Source organism: Clostridium acetireducens DSM 10703, from assembly GCF_001758365.1.
GTDB classification, from domain to species: Bacteria; Bacillota; Clostridia; order Clostridiales; family Clostridiaceae; genus Clostridium_C; species Clostridium_C acetireducens.
This window is the reverse complement of sequence record NZ_LZFO01000015.1, coordinates 1-17285: the sequence shown is the minus strand read 5'-3', so window position 1 is coordinate 17285 and position 17285 is coordinate 1. Positions and strand designations below refer to the sequence as shown.

Genomic DNA, 17285 nt, shown 5'->3' with positions numbered 1-17285 from the left:
AAAACACATAGACTCTTTTTATAAATAAATCTTTATATTAATTTACTTTAATTCTTCAATAACTTTTTCCATATTTTTTTTATTATTTAATTTATTAGATTTATTTTTAATAGACTCAAAAGCTACAGAAAGCATAAGCTTAATTCTATTTAATTGATTCACTTCACTTGCTCCAGGGTCATAATCTATAGCTGCAATATTTGTACCTGGATACCTTCTTTTTAACTCTTTTATCATACCTTTTCCTGTTATATGATTTGGCAAGCATGCAAAAGGTTGCATACAAATTATATTATTTACTCCACTTTCTATAAGTTCTACCATTTCTGCTGTTAAAAACCATCCTTCACCAGTTTGGTTTCCAATAGATAATATAGGCTTTGCTCCTTCTGCAAGTTCTCCTATAGTTTTTGGAGAATCAAATCTTTTACTACGATTAAGAGCATATTTTATATGTCTTCTAAAGCTTTCTATAACTAGTATACCTAAATCACTAATTAATTGATTGAATTTACTTCCAGATAAATACTTATATTTAAATGTAGAGTCATAAGCACAGTACAAGAAAAAGTCTGTTAAATCTGGCACAACTGCTTCTGCACCTTCTTCTTCTAATATGTGAACAACATTATTATTAGCAGTAGGATGAAATTTAACTAATATTTCTCCAACTATTCCAACTCTAGGTTTACTTATGTTATTTATTTCTATATTATCAAATTCCTTTACTATATTATACACATTTTGCTTAAATGTAGCCATATTTCCGTCCCGTACATTTTTTTTACATATTCCTACCCATTTATTATAAAGCACATTAGTTGAGCCCGGTATTTTTTCATAAGGTCTTACTCTATACAATACTCTCATAAGTAAATCACCATATAACAAGCCTATAAGTGCTTTTTTACCTAATGACAATGTTAATTTAAATCCTGGATTTTTTTCTATACCTATTAAATTTGCAGATATAACTGGAACATTAGGAAAACCTGCTTCTTTAATAGCTTTTCTTAAAAATCCTATATAATTTGTGGCCCTACATCCTCCACCAGTTTGAGATATAATAACAGATGTATTATCTAAATCATATTTTCCAGATTTTAATGCTTCTATAATTTGTCCTATTACAATAATAGATGGATAACAAGCATCGTTATTTACATATTTTAATCCCTCATCTACAGCTTTTTTATCTACTGAAGGTAAAATATCTACATTATACCCTGAAGCAGAGAAAGCTTCTTCTATAAATTGAAAATGTATTGGTGACATTTGAGGGCATAATATGGTATGTTTTTTTCTCATTTCTTTTGTAAATATTATTCTTTTTTCTGGTGAATAAATTTTATTAGGTTTAAATCCACTATATTCTCTTTCCTCTACAGCAGCTTTTAAAGATCTAATTCTTATTCTAGCTGCTCCTAAATTACTTCCTTCATCTATTTTTAATACAGTATATATGTTACCATAATATCTTAATATTTCCTCTACTTGATCTGTAGTAACAGCATCTAAACCACATCCAAAAGAATTAAGTTGAATAAGTTCTAAATTATTTTCTTTAGCTACAAAGCTAGCAGCTGCATACAACCTAGAATGATATACCCATTGATCTACTACTCTTAGTGGTCTATCCACTTTTCCTAAATGAGCTACTGAATCTTCTGTAAGTACAGCCATATCAAAAGAAGTAATTAATTCTGGAAGTCCATGATTTATTTCTGGATCTATATGATAAGGTCTTCCCGCAAGCACAATACCTCTTTTTCCTGTATCTTTTAAATATTTAAGAACTTCTTCTCCTTTTTTTCTTATATCTTCTTTAACTTTTTCTTGCTCTTCATATGCCTTTCTTACAGCAGTTTTTATTTCATTTTTGCTTATATTAAATTCTTTTAATTCATCGCATAATCTATTTATAAGCCTTTTTTCATTATTTAAAGGTAAAAAAGGATTCTTGAAATTTATATTTTTTTCTCTTAATACATCCATATTATTTTTTATAACTTCAGCATAAGAAGTAACTATAGGACAATTATAGTTATTATCTGCTTCTTCTTGTTCTTTTTGTTCATACGGTATACATGGATAAAATATAAAATCTATATCCTTTAGTACTAAGCTCATTATGTGACCATGAACAATTTTAGCAGGATAACATGCAGATTCAGATGGTATAGTTTCTATTCCTAATTCATATATTTTTTTATTAGAACGAGGAGATATTTCAACTCTAAACTTCAAATTAGTAAATAATGTAAACCAAAACGGATAATTTTCATATATATTTAATACCCTAGGTATACCTACTACACCTCTTTTAGCCTTTTCTTTACTTAAAGGTTTATAGTTAAACACCCTTTTATATTTATAGTTATATAAATTAGGTACGTTTTTATTTACATTTTCTTTTCCAGCACCTTTTTCACATCTATTTCCAGATACAAAACTTGTATTATCTGAAAACTTATTAATCGTTAATAAACAATTATTTCCACATCCTCCACATCTTTTCATAGTAATTTCACTATTAAAATGTTGTAGTTCATCCAATGTTAGTAATTTGCTTTTTTCTCCTTCTTTAAACCTTTCTTTAGCTATTAACGCTGCGCCAAAAGCCCCCATAATTCCAGCTATATCTGGTCTTACTACTTCTCTTTGTAATATAATTTCAAAACTTCTTAATACAGCATCATTGTAAAATGTTCCACCTTGCACAATTATATTGTTAGGTAATTCCTCTGCACTTCTTACTTTTATAACCTTAAAAAGAGCATTTTTTATTATAGAATAGGAAAGACCAGAAGAAATATCTCCTACAGTTGAGCCTTCTTTTTGAGCTTGTTTAACTTTAGAATTCATAAATACAGTACATCTTGAACCTAAATCTACAGGATTTTTTGCTAATAAAGCTGTTTTAGCAAATTCTTTAACATCCATATTTAGTGATTTAGCAAAAGTTTCAATAAAAGAACCACATCCTGAAGAACAAGCTTCATTTAACATTATACTATCTATTACTCCATTTTTTATTTGAAGACATTTCATATCTTGTCCACCAATGTCCAGTATAAATTCTACTCCTGGAAGAAAAAATTCTGCTGCTTTATAATGTGCTATAGTTTCAACTTCTCCTATATCAACATTTAAAGCTGCTTTTATCAATCCTTCTCCATATCCTGTAACAGTAGAATTAACTAAATTTGCTGTATTAGGCATTACACAATATAATTCTTTTAATATGTTTATTGTAGATTTTAGAGGACTTCCATTATTACTTGAATAATAAGAATACAATAAAGTACCTTTTTCATCTATTAAAGCCGCTTTAGTAGTAGTAGAACCTGCATCTATTCCTAAAAAGCAATTTCCTTTAAAACCTTTCAAGTTTCCTTTTTTAACTATATATTTACTATGCCTATTTTTAAAATCTTCTAATTCTTTTTCATTTTTAAATAAGGGTCTAAGATTTGTAATTTCTCCTGAAAAAACATGATTTAAATTATTTATTTTTTTCTTAATTTCTTCAAAAGAAATAGGATTTTTATCTTTAGAAGCTATTGCAGCTCCTATAGCTACAAATAATTGAGAATTATTTGGAAATATAACTTCATCTTTTGTTAAATTTAATGTTTCTATAAATCTTTTTCTAAGCTCTGATAAAAAATAAAGAGGTCCACCTAAAAAAGCAACATTACCTTTTATTGCTTTACCACAAGCTAATCCACTTATTGTTTGATTTACTACTGCTTGAAATATTGATACTGCTATATCTTCTTTAGCTGCTCCTTCATTTAACAAAGGTTGAATATCTGTTTTTGCAAAAACTCCACATCGAGCCGCTATAGGATATATAACCTTATATTCCTTTGCCAATTCATTTAACCCTTGAGCATCTGTTTGAAGTAAAGAAGCCATTTGATCTATAAAAGCCCCAGTTCCCCCTGCACAAGTTCCATTCATTCTCTGGTCAATACCATTATCAAAAAATGTTATTTTAGCATCTTCTCCTCCAAGTTCTATAGCTACATCCGTATTGGGAATTAAATTTTCTATTGTCTTAGTACAAGCTATAACTTCTTGTATAAACTCTATTTCTATCCATTTAGAAACAGCTAATCCTCCAGAGCCTGTTACCATTATAGTAATATTTTCATTTTTAAAATATTTATATGCTTCACTTATAATGTCAACAATTGAACTCTTAATATCAGAAAAATGTCTTTTATATTTACTATAAATTAAATTACTATTTTCATCTAATACAGCTATCTTCACAGTAGTAGAACCTATATCTAATCCCACATTAAATAACTTTTTCATATATCATATCACCTTTTTATAATTTTTTATATATTAGTTTATTTACATAAAATATATGGTATCAAAATAGCTTTAATTACTATAGTTTAACACAACACATTTTTATAATTTTATTAAAATTTTTTCTTTATATTCAATATAATACATTATAAAATACAATACAACTAATTTTTTATATTTTATTTTATCTATTATTTTTTATTCAATAACCTAATCTATAATATATTTAATTTATATAATATTTTAACATTACTTTCCTAAAAGTCATATAATAAATTAAGAATTTTATAGGAGATGATATTATGAATAAAGTAGAGGTTAAAAATATATATATGAACTATCATTCTTTAAATAATACCACTGAAGCAATTAAAAACATATCTATTTCTGTTAAAGAAGGAGACTTTATAAGCATTGTAGGTCCATCTGGTTGTGGTAAATCTACATTATTGAATATAATAGCTGGACTTTTAAAACCCTCTTATGGTGAAGTATACATTGACAATAAAAATTTATACTCTGTGTCAAATAAAATAGGATATATGTTTCAAAGAGATCATTTATTCGATTGGCTCAATGTATGGGATAACGTTACCTTAGGTATTAAAATAAAAAACAAATTAACTAATCAGCAAAAAGAAAAAATAGAAAAATTACTTTACAATTACAATTTATTAGATTTTAAAAATCATCATCCTAATGAACTTTCAGGAGGTATGAGACAAAAGGTAGCACTAATAAGAACATTAGCATTAAATCCAGAAGTTTTGTTATTAGATGAACCTTTTTCAGCTTTAGATTATCAAACTAGACTTAACATAGGTGATGAAATATTTAAAATATTAAAATTAGAAAATAAAACAGTAATCATGGTAACTCACGATATTTCAGAAGCTATATCTATGTCAAATAGAGTATTGGTACTATCTAAGCGTCCTGCAGAAATAGTAAAAAATATAAAAATTGACTTTAAAGCTAATTATAATTCTCCTTTAAAACGCAGAGAAACTCCTGAATTCGGAACTTATTTTAATGATGTATGGAAGGAGTTGAATAATCAATGATAGATTTAAATAAAGAACATAGCATGTATATTAAAAATTATAAAAAAAGAAATGCAAAAATTGCTATAACTAGATTTATTATATTATTTTCTATTTTCGCTTTATGGGAAATAGCAGGAAATTTAAATTGGATAGATCCTTTTCTAACAAGTACTCCCTCTAGAATGTGGAAAAGTTTAGTAAAAATATATTATGAAGGTACTTTATTTAAACACATATGGGTAACTTGTTATGAAACTATACTAGGTTTTTTACTGGGTACTATATTAGGTACACTTATAGCTATTATACTATGGTGGTCTGATTTTATATCTAAAGTTTTAGACCCCTATCTAGTAGTATTAAATGCTTTACCTAAAGTTGCTTTAGCACCTATTATTATATTTTGGGTAGGCAATGGTAAAGAAGCTATTATAATAATAGCTCTTCTTATATCAATAATTGTAACTATTATAAATGTTTTAAATGGATTTAATGAAGTAGATGAAGATAAAATTAAACTTCTTAAAACTTTAGGTGCAAACAAATTAGATATATTAAGATATTTAATAATACCTGCATCTATACCTACTTTAGTATCTACTTTAAAAATAAATGTAGGTCTTTCCTGGGTAGGTGTTATAATGGGTGAATTTTTAGTAGCTAAAGAAGGTTTAGGATTTTTAATAATTTATGGTGGTCAAATATCCCAGCTAGATATGGTAATGATGAGTATAATTATACTTTCAATATTAGCTTATCTTATGTATCAAGCTGTAGCTTTTTTTGAAAAAAAACTTAGCAGTTAAAGCATAAAATATACTTTAATGGAAATAATTATAATAGATATTATAGTTATTTAAGTACTATAAAGATAAATTTTCAATAAACTAGGGAGGACTTTAAATGAGCTATTTTCAACAAGCTAATAATCTATATAGCAATAGAAATTATAAAAAAGCTATAGCTATGTACAAAAAAGCACTACACGCCAAAGAAAACGAAGCCTCTTCATTGTATAATGCTGCAGTATGCTTTATAAAGTTAAAAGATTTAAAAAAAGCCATATCACTTCTAGAGTTAGCCATAAATAAAAAAAGAGAAAGCAAATACTTTTTCAATCTTGCTTATTGTTATGTATTATTAAAAAATCATAAAAAAGCTTTAATATATTTTAATACTGCTTGGTCTTTAGACCCTAGTGACAAAGATTGTGAAAAAGCAATAAATATAATAATGAATAAATATAGTAAATAAAAAACACGGTGTTTAAAAACCGTGTTTTTTATTTTTAAAATGTTTCAAAAGTATATCCTTGACTCTTAAAATATTTTATAATTTCAGGTAACGCTTGTACAGTTGTATGCTTGGTTTCAGCATCATGCATTAAAATTATTATATGTTGTTGTTCCTGAGATGTTTCTTTTACTCTATTTATTAAATTAAATACTGGTACATTATGTCTCTCTGCATCTCCATTTAAACAGTTCCAATCTATATAGTAATACCCCTCTTCTTTAATTGCTTGTCTATAGGGCTGCAATCTTGAACCAAAAGAACCTCCTGGAAATCTTATTACTTTATTTTCATAATCTTTTCCTAATATATCTTTTATAGTATTTTCACACTTTTTTATATCATTTACAAAATTAGATACATCTGAATAAATATACTGATAATCATGAGAATAAGTGTGATTACAAATAGCATGTCCTTCATTTTTTTCTCTTTTTAATATGTCCTTATTAGATTCTGCATAACTTCCTACTACAAAAAAAGTAGCTTTTACATCATTTTCTTTCAATATATCTAATATTTTAGGAGTATTATTTCTAGAAGGTCCATCATCAAAAGTTAAAAACACTATTTTTTTGCCATCATTTTTATAAGGATCCATAGCATATTGTTTTTTCTTTTTCTTTTGCTTTTCCTTTTCTTCTAACTTCTTTTGTTTAATTTCATCATTTTTTTTATTTGAACTAAAAGCATTAACTACAACATGCCTACTTTGAGATACTCTGCCACCTATAAAAAATCCTATAGAAAACAGTATCATTATACAAAACCCTAGAAATGCAATATTTTTAAATCTTTTCTTTTTACCTTTATCTATTCTATTAATTTTTTTCATAGCTCTAACATCTCCTATCATAACAATAAATATTGCATAAATTTTCTACCATTCACCAGCTATAGTTCCATTTTTATGATCTATTTTGAATCTTCTACTATCAAAATAGTTTCCTCCTTTATAGAAAGTTGTATCCACATTAATCCATTGACTTTCTTCTGGTATATATACTTGATTCCAAGCATGGTTTACCCATGTTAATCCATTAAAACCATATCCAGTAATTAAACGCACTTTTATTCCATTTGCTCTGCACATAGAAACATATAAACAAGAATAGTCAAAACAAATTCCTTTTCTAGTTTCAAAAGTTGCTACAGCACCTGATCTAACATTAAAATCATTATTTAGTACTTTATCTGCCTTTTCATTATCATAAGATATATTACTTCCAATCCAATTGTATAATATTTTAGCTTTATTTCTAGTGGAAACTTCGTTAGATACTATACTTTTTGCAAATTTATCTATTTTAGAATTAGATTTTATTCCCTCATCTAAAGTTACTCCGTTATAATATACTATGGTTCTTCCTTTATTATTATATGAAACTTTATCATTTTGATTATTAGAATTCTTAATAACAACTTTAAATGAGTTATCAATTATATTAGGTAATTTTTTTGCTATTCTAGAATTAGTAATAGGAATAACTACTTCTTTACATATATATTTATATGGCTTAGATGTTTCTAAATATTTATCTAATGCTTTACTGCCATTTAATATAGAAACTAAATTAAATAAAAATGTTATAATCAATAAATAACATAGAGCTTTTGGAATTTGAAATAAAGCTCCTGCTACTCTTTTAAACACTTCACTTTTTCTACTTAGAAAACTTTCAATATTATCTAAAATAGGATATATAGTAATTAAATTCATTAACTGTAATATTAAAAATACTATTTTATACGTTATAATTATTAATATAGGTATTATTATTAAATAAATAACAAAATTATTACTTTCTATATACTTCAATATACTATAAGGTATTGAGTTATATATCTTTTTATATACTCCTCCATAATGTTGAATAAATATCTTTCTTCCATAGTAAGTTCCTAGAACAATTCCTGCTATAAAAGATATGTTTTTGCCTAGTTCTTCTATATCATATTTTAAATCATGAGAAGAAAATTTAAATAAAAATCCCTTTAAAAGAGGATAAATAAAAGATAATAATAAAATTATTGTAATTGGATTTAATTTCAAATTTGTATCCTTCCTTCCCATTTTTACTAAAAACAATACATCTTTATTAATTGTATTATATAAATTTTATTTTTTTACTCAATTATATCATGTAACAAATTTTTTATTTTTTCCCACTCATATCCCTTTCTTAATAAATAATTAGCTAATTTTACATATACTTTTTTAATATCTTTTTCTGATACAATCATCTTTTTATATTTGCTATAAATTAAATTTTTTAACTCATCTTCATTTTCTTCTTTTTTAACTAAATCTTCTTCTTTTACAATTTGATTTAAAATATTATTTACTATATTATAATTATATCCCTTTCCCAATAAATAATTTCCTAATTTACTATATATACTTTTTATATTTTGAGGTTTTTTTAATAATAGTTTGTATTTTTTTTCAGCTAATTTTTTACCATATAAAACTTCTATGCTATCATCTATAATTCTTAATTCATTATCTATTATTTTCTCACATATACCTTTTTTTAGTAAATTATATTTTATTTTATTTTTACCTTGATTTTTTATTTTTTCTTCTATATAAATTTTACAGTATTTTTCATCATCTGCAAACTTATATTTTTTTAAAAACATTAATACACTATTAATAGTATTATTATCATATTCTTTAGATTGTAATTTGTCTATTATTTCTTTTTCTGTTTTGTAACTTTTTTCCACAATATTTAAAGCATATTTTTTTGCTTTAATATAGTTATCTTGGTTTACTATGCCTTTTATATAATCTATATCTAAAATTTTATCTTTTTTAATGTTATGAGAATAAACTAGCTCAATAGAGCAGGAAAAAGCAAATTCTCCATCTATATATACATTAACTCTATCTTTACTCTTCTTTTGAAATTCTACTTTAGTAACTATATTTTTATTCATAAAATCACCTATTCTTTTCTTTTAAGTATGTGAATTGTAGGATTATTTAATACTAAATTTGCTATTTCATATATGTGATTACTTTCTATATAATTTAACGCTTTATTATCTTCTATAAATTCGTATATATTTTCATTATTTATAGATTGATACAAAACATAATTAGCTATATCTTCACAATCTTCTAAAGTAAATGCTGTAGCAGTTTTTAAAACTTTTTTCATAATATCTATTGTACTATTATCAAATACTATTTCTTTCTTTTTTATTTTATCTATACAATTATTAATAATATTTATTGTTTTTTCTATGTTTTCTTCACTTACAGCAGTATAAATACACATTGTTTTTACATGTTTTGATAAATCCAGCGATGTATAAACGTCATAAGCTAATCCTCTCTTTTCCCTTAGTTCTTTAAAAAGTATAGAATTATTACTTTCGCCTAATTTATGATTTAATATTCTTAAAGCTAACTCTTGATTTTTATTTAAATTATTAAATGTAAATATATATATTATTGTACTTTGTTCTATATCTTTTTTATAAGAATAATTGCATCCTGGAATATTTCTTTCCATTAAAATATTATTCTTTTTTATTTCCTTTCTTTCCCACTTACCAAAATGTTCTTTAATTAACTTATAAATATAATAAGGTTCATAATCAGATGCAACTACAATGTTACAATTATTAGGAATGTAGTATTTTTTATAAAAACTTAAAATTTCATTTCTTGTAAACTTATTTACTATATCCTCTGTACCTATAGTATCATATTTTAATGGACTTTTATCAAAAGCTGCATAATATGCCTTTTGATAACTAAAATCTTCTATATCATCTTTAGCAGTTCTAATTTCTGACAATATAACTTCTTTTTCTTTTTTTATTTCTTTTGATGAAAATATAGAATTTTGAAGCATGTCTGAAAATATTTCAATAATACATTCTATTTCTTCTTTTAATCCCGTGAAAGTATATACTGTACGATCATATCCTGTATAAGCATTATACTCTCCACCTAATTTTTCAATATCAGAATTTATATCTTCATTGTTTCTTTTTTTAGTTCCTTTAAAAATCATGTGTTCAACAAAATGTGATATTCCTCTTTCTGATTTATCCTCTAGCAAAGCTCCCACTCTAATTGCTACATTTATAGATATTAATTTGCTATCTTTTTTTATACAAATAAGATTTAATCCATTATCTAGTATATACTTTTTTGAATAAAACATATATTGCTCCCTTCATAAATTAAAATATTTTAATACACTATATACAATTATAATAATTATATATATAAAAGTTATAATTTTATATATAATTTAATAAAAAAGCATAAATAATTTGTTCTCTTAAATTCCTTTCATTCATATAATTGAGTGGGAGGGAAATTTATTATGTCAAGATTTAAAAAATTATTATATACTCTTTTATTTATACTTATAATAGAAATAATTCTTATATATTTAGGTAACAAATATAATATTTTAAGTTTAAATAATGGTTCTAATAATAAATCTACATGTATTTTAGTGGATATATCTTCTCATGAATTGTTTCTTATAAATAATAATAAAATTATAAAATCCTATACTATTGCCAGTGGCAAACCTAATACTCCATCTCCAATAGGTTCATGGAAAATTATAAGCAAAGGAACTTGGGGAAAGGGCTTTGGAGGACATTGGTTAGGATTAAATGTTCCTTGGGGTAAATATGGTATACATGGAACTAATAAACCTAACTCAATTGGCTGGAACTCTTCTCATGGATGTATTAGAATGAAAAATAGAGATGTTTCTGAATTATATAAATTAGTACCTCACGGCACTCCTGTAATAATTTATGGAGGACCTTATGGAAACTTTGGAAGCAGACTTAGAAATATAAATCCTGGTGATAGAGGTGCTGATGTTTTTGAAGTTCAAAGACTTCTTAAGATAAAAGGTTATTACGAAGGTAATCCTGATGGAATTTATGGAGATGGAATGAAATATTACATACATAAATTTCAAAAGGATAATAATATCCCTTTGTCTAATACAATAAATTTTAATTTCTATAAAAAATTAGGAGTAAAGCTAATGGATTAAAGCTCTACTCCTAATTTTATTTAACACTTATTGCATTTACAGGACATTGATCTTCTGCATCCTTTGCATCATCAATTAATGCATCTGGTATTTCTTTATCTGATGCTTTTGCCTTTCCATCATCATCCATATCAAATATATCAGGACAAATAGATGGACATAGTCCACATCCTATACAAGTATCTTTATCTACAAAAGCTTTCATATAATTACCTCCTTAATTTATCCTAATAATTTATCTAACTCATCTATGTTGTTCACAGGACTTTTACACGAAAAGTTTTCACAAATATATATTGTTGTTTTATTATTAACCTTTTTTTGCTCTTTTAAAAATGAATTTACTTTAAACAATTCACTACTTTCATCATTTAAAATAATAATTGAAAATGGATTATACTTGCTATTTACTTTCTCTAGTATAGCTTTAGTATCAGCATCTTCCTTATTACCTGTTATTACTATTTGCTTTATGGATTCATAATAACTCATAAAAGCAATAACAAAATTGCTATATCCTAATGGATTCTTATTTATTTCTTCTCCAAAAGCAAAAAATTGCTTATTTATTTTATCTTCTAAATCTAAATCATTAGTAAATTTAGATAAATTTACCATATTTAAAGCTGCTACAGAATTTCCTGAAGGTATTGCTCCATCATAACTTTCCTTATTTCTTGCTATTAATTTTTCACTATCTTCTCCGTAAAAATATAATCCGCCATTATCATTATCCCAAAATAAATTAAGCATATTATTATTTAATTCAATAGCTTTTTTTAAATAATATAATTTAAAAGTAGACTGATAAAGTTCTATAAGTCCTCCTATAGTAAAAGCATAGTCATCTAAAAAAGCTAAATTATAAGATTCTCCCTTTCTATAAACTCCAAACAACCTATTGTCTTCTTTACTTATTAATTTATTTGAAATAAAATTCCATACATTTTCAGCTATTTTTATATAATTATAATTATTAAGCACTCTTCCTGCATAAGCTAAAGATGCAATTATCATTCCATTCCAAGAAGTTAGTATTTTATCATCTTTATGAGGATGTATTCTTTTCTCTCTAATTGAAAATAGTTTATTCCTACATTGTTCTAATAAATTTTTTAAATTATTGTCCTTTTCTATAAAATTTATATCAGTTTTAATTAAATTAGGTATGTTTTTATGTTCAAAGTTACCATTTTCAGTAACATCATAATACCTACAATATACTTCACCTTTTTCCTCGCCTAATATTTTTATTATTTCATCTCTGCTCCATAAATAAAATTTACCTTCTACTCCTTCCGAATCTGCATCTTCAGCAGAGTAAAATCCTCCTTCTTTATCTAGCATATTTTTTACTAGATATTTAACTATTTTATCTACTACATCTTTATAAAAAACGTTTTTAGTTATAGCGTATGCTTCTGTATATGGAGTAATTAATAATGCATTATCATAAAGCATTTTTTCAAAATGTGGTGCAAGCCATTTTTCATCTGTAGAATATCTTGAAAAGCCATATCCTATATGATCAAAAATTCCTCCTTTATACATAGACTGCAAAGTTTTTTCTGCCATGTATAACGCTAAATTCTCTCCTGTTATAAAATAGTATTTTAATAAAAAAGATATATTATGTGACAAAGGAAATTTAGGTTGTATACTAAAACCACCATATTTTTTATCAAAAGATTGTTTTAAATCTTTAAATGTAATATTTACTATATCTTTGTTTATTTTTCCTTGATTTTTTGAAATTCCAAACTTTGATATACCTTCAGCTATATTATTGCTTAAAATTAATATATTTTCCTTATCTTTTATCCAAGAATCTTTAATAGAATTCAATATATCCTTAAGCCCTCTTCGCCCATATCTATCTTCCTTAGGAAAATAGGTGCCAACAAAAAAAGGTTTTTTGTCATGAGTCATTATAACTGTAAGAGGCCATCCACCACTTCCTGAATACATTTGACAAAATGTCATATAAATATTATCTATATCTGGTCTTTCTTCTCTATCTACTTTTATAGATACAAAATATTTATTTAGTATTTTTGCTATTTCTTCATCTTCAAAAGATTCTCTTTCCATTACATGGCACCAATGGCAAGTGCTATATCCTATACTTAAAAACACAAGCTTATTTTCTTCTTTAGCTATTTCAAAAGCTTCTTCACCCCAAGGATACCAATCTACAGGATTATAAGCATGTTGAAGTAAATATGGTGACTTTTCATTTATCAACTTATTAGCTTTTTTATATAATGTTTTTAATGTAGACATTTATTTTTTTCATCTCCATTTGATTTTATTTCTAATATTATAACTCAAATTAACTGAAATTAAACATTAATAATTTTATTCTCATTTTTTGTGTTTTCTATTTAATGAATATTGTAGCAATAATTATTCAATTTAGTTTATATAAAGGATAAATTAAATAATTATTATAACATATAATAATTATTTATAACTTTTAAAGAACTTATTAAAAATTTATGATATTATTAGTATAGTACATTAAATATATAAAACATTAAAATGTTTATAAATATAGTAATAATGTTATAAATATTATAAAAAATAAGTTTATTTGTAAATCAATATTTTTTGACAGACAATAATTTTTATTATATAATATGATTAATTATATAATAAATTTAATCATATAATAAGGGTGGTAAATATGAATAATATTACAGAAATTTTTAAGGAAAAAAAATTAAAACTTACTCCTCAACGTATAGCTGTGTATAAATATTTGCAATCTACTAAAAGCCATCCATCAGCAGAAGTTATATACAAAGCTCTTCAGCCAGAGTATCCTACAATGAGTTTAGCTACAGTATATAAGGCTCTTAAAACTTTAGTAGAAGTTAATTTAATACAAGAACTAAATGTAGGAGAAGGAAATTTTAGGTATGATGCTAATGTATGTTCTCATCCTCATATTCAGTGCATTAACTGTGGTAAAGTAGACGATATAAACGGGATTTGTTTTTCTAATCTTAATACAGAAGTAACTTCATATACTAATTATACTGTATTGAGTAATCAAGTTTATTTCTACGGTTTTTGTGAAGAATGTAAAACTAAATTGACTAAAAAATAAATCATTACATTCCTATAAAATGATAAAAGATTACTTTATAGGAATGTAATGATTTATTTTTTATTTTTATAATTAAATTAAAATACCATTCATATAATTACCTTAGGGGTGATTATATGAAATTCAAGAGCATTTTTATAAAGAAAAATCAAATTTATTTAATTATTGCTTTTTTTATAGTTGTTATATCCTTTATTATTTTTAAAAAATTTAATATATCTACTGCAACACTTAATATAATTTCAGATAATAAAATTATAAAAACTGATTTTACTGGTGATGGAATAGAAGATGTACTATATATAAAAACTTGTAAAAATAAATATCATTTACAAGTAAATAGCAAAAATAAAAGTTTATACATTGAACCTAATATAAATATAGGTACTTTAGGTCAATATTGTAGCTACTGGCCTATGAAAATAACTCTTTTAGACATAGATAGAAATACTATACCAGAAATATTTATACAATCTTCTTATAATAACAAAGCACTTCAACATATATTTTTCTGGAACGGAACTAAATTTCAGGAGCTATTTTTTAGTTCTAATAATATTTTAGGATTTGTAGATTCAAAAAATAATAAAACTCCTAAAGTAATAAGTGGAAGTATAAATTCTAATTACATAGTATTCTCCAATTATATTTTTAACAATAAATTTGAAAACTTTTATCATAAACATACTAATAGTTATATGGGTAAAGATTCCATATTTTCTTTAATTAAATATATAGAAAGCCTTCAAAATAACAAAAATAATATTCCTTCTAACATTTTTTATCCAGGCTTAACTATTAAAAATTTTTATGCTTTAGAAAAATTAATAGAAGAAGAAAATGTTTATAATTTTCAAGATGCTTTATTTAGAGATACAAAATGGAATAAAGACGGTTCTCCTATAGAAATAAAATGGATATTAAATTTTAAAGTTACGCCTAAAAAAATAGAAAGTAATAATAAAATTAAAAATATGTATTTAAATGTATTACTTAAGCCCCATAAAGATTCTTATAACAATACATATTTTAAAATTACATCAATAAATTATAAATTAAATTTAGAATAAAATAAAATTGGGACCGATTTACGGTCCCAAAAGGGGGATGGGGGGTTTTACATCAAATGAATATTTATTTGATGTTCTGGGAGACTATATATCTCCTAATTACATTATTAATTTTACCCTTTAAAAGTTTTTTTATTCATTTATAAAAAAATTTTAATAAACTATTTATATTTAATATATTATTTATTAATTATTCTTCCTATAGAGTATAATTGTATTATTTTATCTATTATTTGGCACCTTTGAGCATTTACCATAGGCTTTATTGCTTTCAAGACTTTTATAGTTTTATCATCTTCATAGGCTTTAGCTACATTATTTTTATCACGACTAGTTTTATGTTCAAGATATTTTGTATCTTTATCCTTAATATTCAAATTATCTTCTTTATTATTTTCTTTATTATTTTCTTTTATTACATTTTCATCTATATTTAATTTTGAAAGTTCTTGAGAAACTTTGTCTATATCTATATTACTTAACATTTGAGCTAATTGAGCAACATCAATATTATTAAAATCTAAAGTTCTTTCCTTTTCCTTATGCTTTTTGTGTTTTTTATGTTTTGACATAGTAAAACCCTCCTAAACATTGATTATATATAATTAAGAGGGCTAAAAAAGCCCCCTTACTTAGCAACAACATGTGTTAATACCCTTACGTTCACCACAGCAAAGCCAATATAAGAATATTAATATTAAAGCATTGTTATTATTTATCAAACCTGAATATCCTAATATTAGCAAAAATAATATTAAAGTACAAGGATCTCCACAGGGATTACAAGGTTTACTAGGGTAACACTTTATCTTTTTTGACATATATAAACCCCCTTTCCTGTGCTATGGCTATTAATGTAATATTTATTTATCACATGTATCTAAATTTACTACATTTGAACAGCCTGATGACTTACATGGATTTTTACATAAACATATAATTATTAGTATTAATATTATAAAGTTCATATCATTACCACAGGAATAATTATAAACCTCATAACATTTCCTCTTATCCTTTTTGCGATGTTTCTTTTTACAAGTGCATACATAATAATCATTATCAAAGTCACAACATCCACTATGTGCACCATATCCTCCATGTCCACCACAACCACAGAAACAAAGTAATATTATTAAAATTAGCAAAAATGAATTACTACCACAACCACCTAGTAAATCCAAAGCATTTTTTTGTGGAGTACAGCAACCGCTATCTCCAGAAGATAATTCATTTATTAAATGATTTAAATCCATATAACTTCCTCCTCGTATAATATAGTTGTAACATTTGATAGAAAACATCTTTATTTTCTAACGAACATTACTAATCTAATTTAAAATATTATTCTTTATTTGATTAATAATCCTATCAGATAATTAGTCATTTCATT

16 protein-coding genes are annotated in these 17285 nt (G+C 24.7%); 6 read left to right on the top strand and 10 right to left on the bottom strand.

All coding sequences use genetic code 11. The annotated features are described in order from the left end of the window. Positions 1-42 precede the first annotated feature (42 nt). The gene (locus CLOACE_RS06255) at positions 43-4326 is read right to left on the bottom strand and encodes a 2-hydroxyacyl-CoA dehydratase (protein WP_070110253.1); all 4284 of its coding nucleotides are present in this window, start codon (positions 4324-4326) and stop codon (positions 43-45) included. A 302-nt stretch (positions 4327-4628) separates the two neighbouring features. Between CLOACE_RS06255 and CLOACE_RS06250 the strand changes: the two genes are divergently transcribed. The 3 genes from CLOACE_RS06250 to CLOACE_RS06240 all read left to right on the top strand — a co-directional run bounded on the left by CLOACE_RS06250 (position 4629) and on the right by CLOACE_RS06240 (position 6626). Next, a complete protein-coding gene (locus tag CLOACE_RS06250) occupies positions 4629-5390 on the top strand; it encodes an ABC transporter ATP-binding protein (RefSeq protein WP_070110252.1) in 762 nt (253 codons plus the stop codon). After that, complete coding sequence (locus tag CLOACE_RS06245; protein WP_070110251.1) at positions 5387-6178, top strand: ABC transporter permease; 792 nt, start codon at positions 5387-5389, stop codon at positions 6176-6178. The genes CLOACE_RS06250 and CLOACE_RS06245 overlap by 4 nt, the downstream gene beginning before the upstream one ends. 97 nt (positions 6179-6275) lie before the next feature. Further along, entirely contained in the window at positions 6276-6626 is a 351-nt protein-coding gene (locus CLOACE_RS06240; RefSeq protein ID WP_070110250.1) for a tetratricopeptide repeat protein, read from the top strand. A gap of 34 nt (positions 6627-6660) precedes the next feature. On the opposite strand, the gene CLOACE_RS06235 is transcribed toward CLOACE_RS06240, so the two are convergent. The 4 genes from CLOACE_RS06235 to CLOACE_RS06220 all read right to left on the bottom strand — a co-directional run bounded on the left by CLOACE_RS06235 (position 6661) and on the right by CLOACE_RS06220 (position 10849). Continuing rightward, a complete protein-coding gene (locus CLOACE_RS06235; protein ID WP_070110249.1) occupies positions 6661-7500 on the bottom strand; it encodes a polysaccharide deacetylase family protein in 840 nt (279 codons plus the stop codon). Between the two features lie 45 nt (positions 7501-7545). Next, positions 7546-8718 (bottom strand): transglutaminase-like domain-containing protein, encoded by a 1173-nt coding sequence (locus CLOACE_RS06230; RefSeq protein ID WP_175429441.1) that lies wholly within the window; start codon positions 8716-8718, stop codon positions 7546-7548. Positions 8719-8792: 74 nt separating this feature from the next. Continuing rightward, positions 8793-9608, bottom strand: coding sequence for a recombination regulator RecX (recX, locus tag CLOACE_RS06225; protein WP_070110247.1), 816 nt, complete (start codon positions 9606-9608; stop codon positions 8793-8795). 8 nt (positions 9609-9616) lie between these two features. Further along, the gene (locus CLOACE_RS06220; protein WP_070110246.1) at positions 9617-10849 is read right to left on the bottom strand and encodes a M16 family metallopeptidase; all 1233 of its coding nucleotides are present in this window, start codon (positions 10847-10849) and stop codon (positions 9617-9619) included. A gap of 165 nt (positions 10850-11014) precedes the next feature. Here CLOACE_RS06220 and CLOACE_RS06215 point away from each other — a divergent pair, with 165 nt between their 5' ends. Then, positions 11015-11710 (top strand): L,D-transpeptidase family protein, encoded by a 696-nt coding sequence (locus tag CLOACE_RS06215; RefSeq protein WP_070110245.1) that lies wholly within the window; start codon positions 11015-11017, stop codon positions 11708-11710. 16 nt (positions 11711-11726) lie between these two features. Here the strand turns inward: CLOACE_RS06215 and CLOACE_RS06210 are convergent, their stop codons facing one another. Both CLOACE_RS06210 and CLOACE_RS06205 read right to left on the bottom strand, forming a co-directional pair. Then, on the bottom strand, positions 11727-11915 hold the full coding sequence (locus CLOACE_RS06210) for a ferredoxin (RefSeq protein WP_070110244.1): 189 nt from the start codon (positions 11913-11915) through the stop codon (positions 11727-11729). 17 nt (positions 11916-11932) lie between these two features. Continuing rightward, positions 11933-13993, bottom strand: a complete 2061-nt coding sequence (locus CLOACE_RS06205; RefSeq protein ID WP_070110243.1) for a thioredoxin domain-containing protein — start codon at positions 13991-13993, stop codon at positions 11933-11935. Between the two features lie 403 nt (positions 13994-14396). On the opposite strand from CLOACE_RS06205, the gene perR reads away from it, so the two are divergent. Both perR and CLOACE_RS06195 read left to right on the top strand, forming a co-directional pair. After that, positions 14397-14822 (top strand): transcriptional regulator PerR, encoded by a 426-nt coding sequence (perR, locus tag CLOACE_RS06200; protein WP_070110242.1) that lies wholly within the window; start codon positions 14397-14399, stop codon positions 14820-14822. 116 nt (positions 14823-14938) lie between these two features. Further along, positions 14939-15892, top strand: a complete 954-nt coding sequence (locus CLOACE_RS06195; protein WP_070110241.1) for an FG-GAP repeat domain-containing protein — start codon at positions 14939-14941, stop codon at positions 15890-15892. 179 nt (positions 15893-16071) lie between these two features. Here the strand turns inward: CLOACE_RS06195 and CLOACE_RS06190 are convergent, their stop codons facing one another. The 3 genes from CLOACE_RS06190 to CLOACE_RS06180 are packed head-to-tail and all read right to left on the bottom strand — an operon-like array spanning position 16072 to position 17148. After that, the gene (locus CLOACE_RS06190; RefSeq protein ID WP_070110240.1) at positions 16072-16464 is read right to left on the bottom strand and encodes a hypothetical protein; all 393 of its coding nucleotides are present in this window, start codon (positions 16462-16464) and stop codon (positions 16072-16074) included. Positions 16465-16524: 60 nt separating this feature from the next. Further along, on the bottom strand, positions 16525-16713 hold the full coding sequence (locus CLOACE_RS06185) for a hypothetical protein (RefSeq protein WP_070110239.1): 189 nt from the start codon (positions 16711-16713) through the stop codon (positions 16525-16527). Positions 16714-16755: 42 nt separating this feature from the next. Beyond that, positions 16756-17148, bottom strand: coding sequence for a hypothetical protein (locus CLOACE_RS06180; protein WP_070110238.1), 393 nt, complete (start codon positions 17146-17148; stop codon positions 16756-16758). Positions 17149-17285 lie beyond the last annotated feature (137 nt).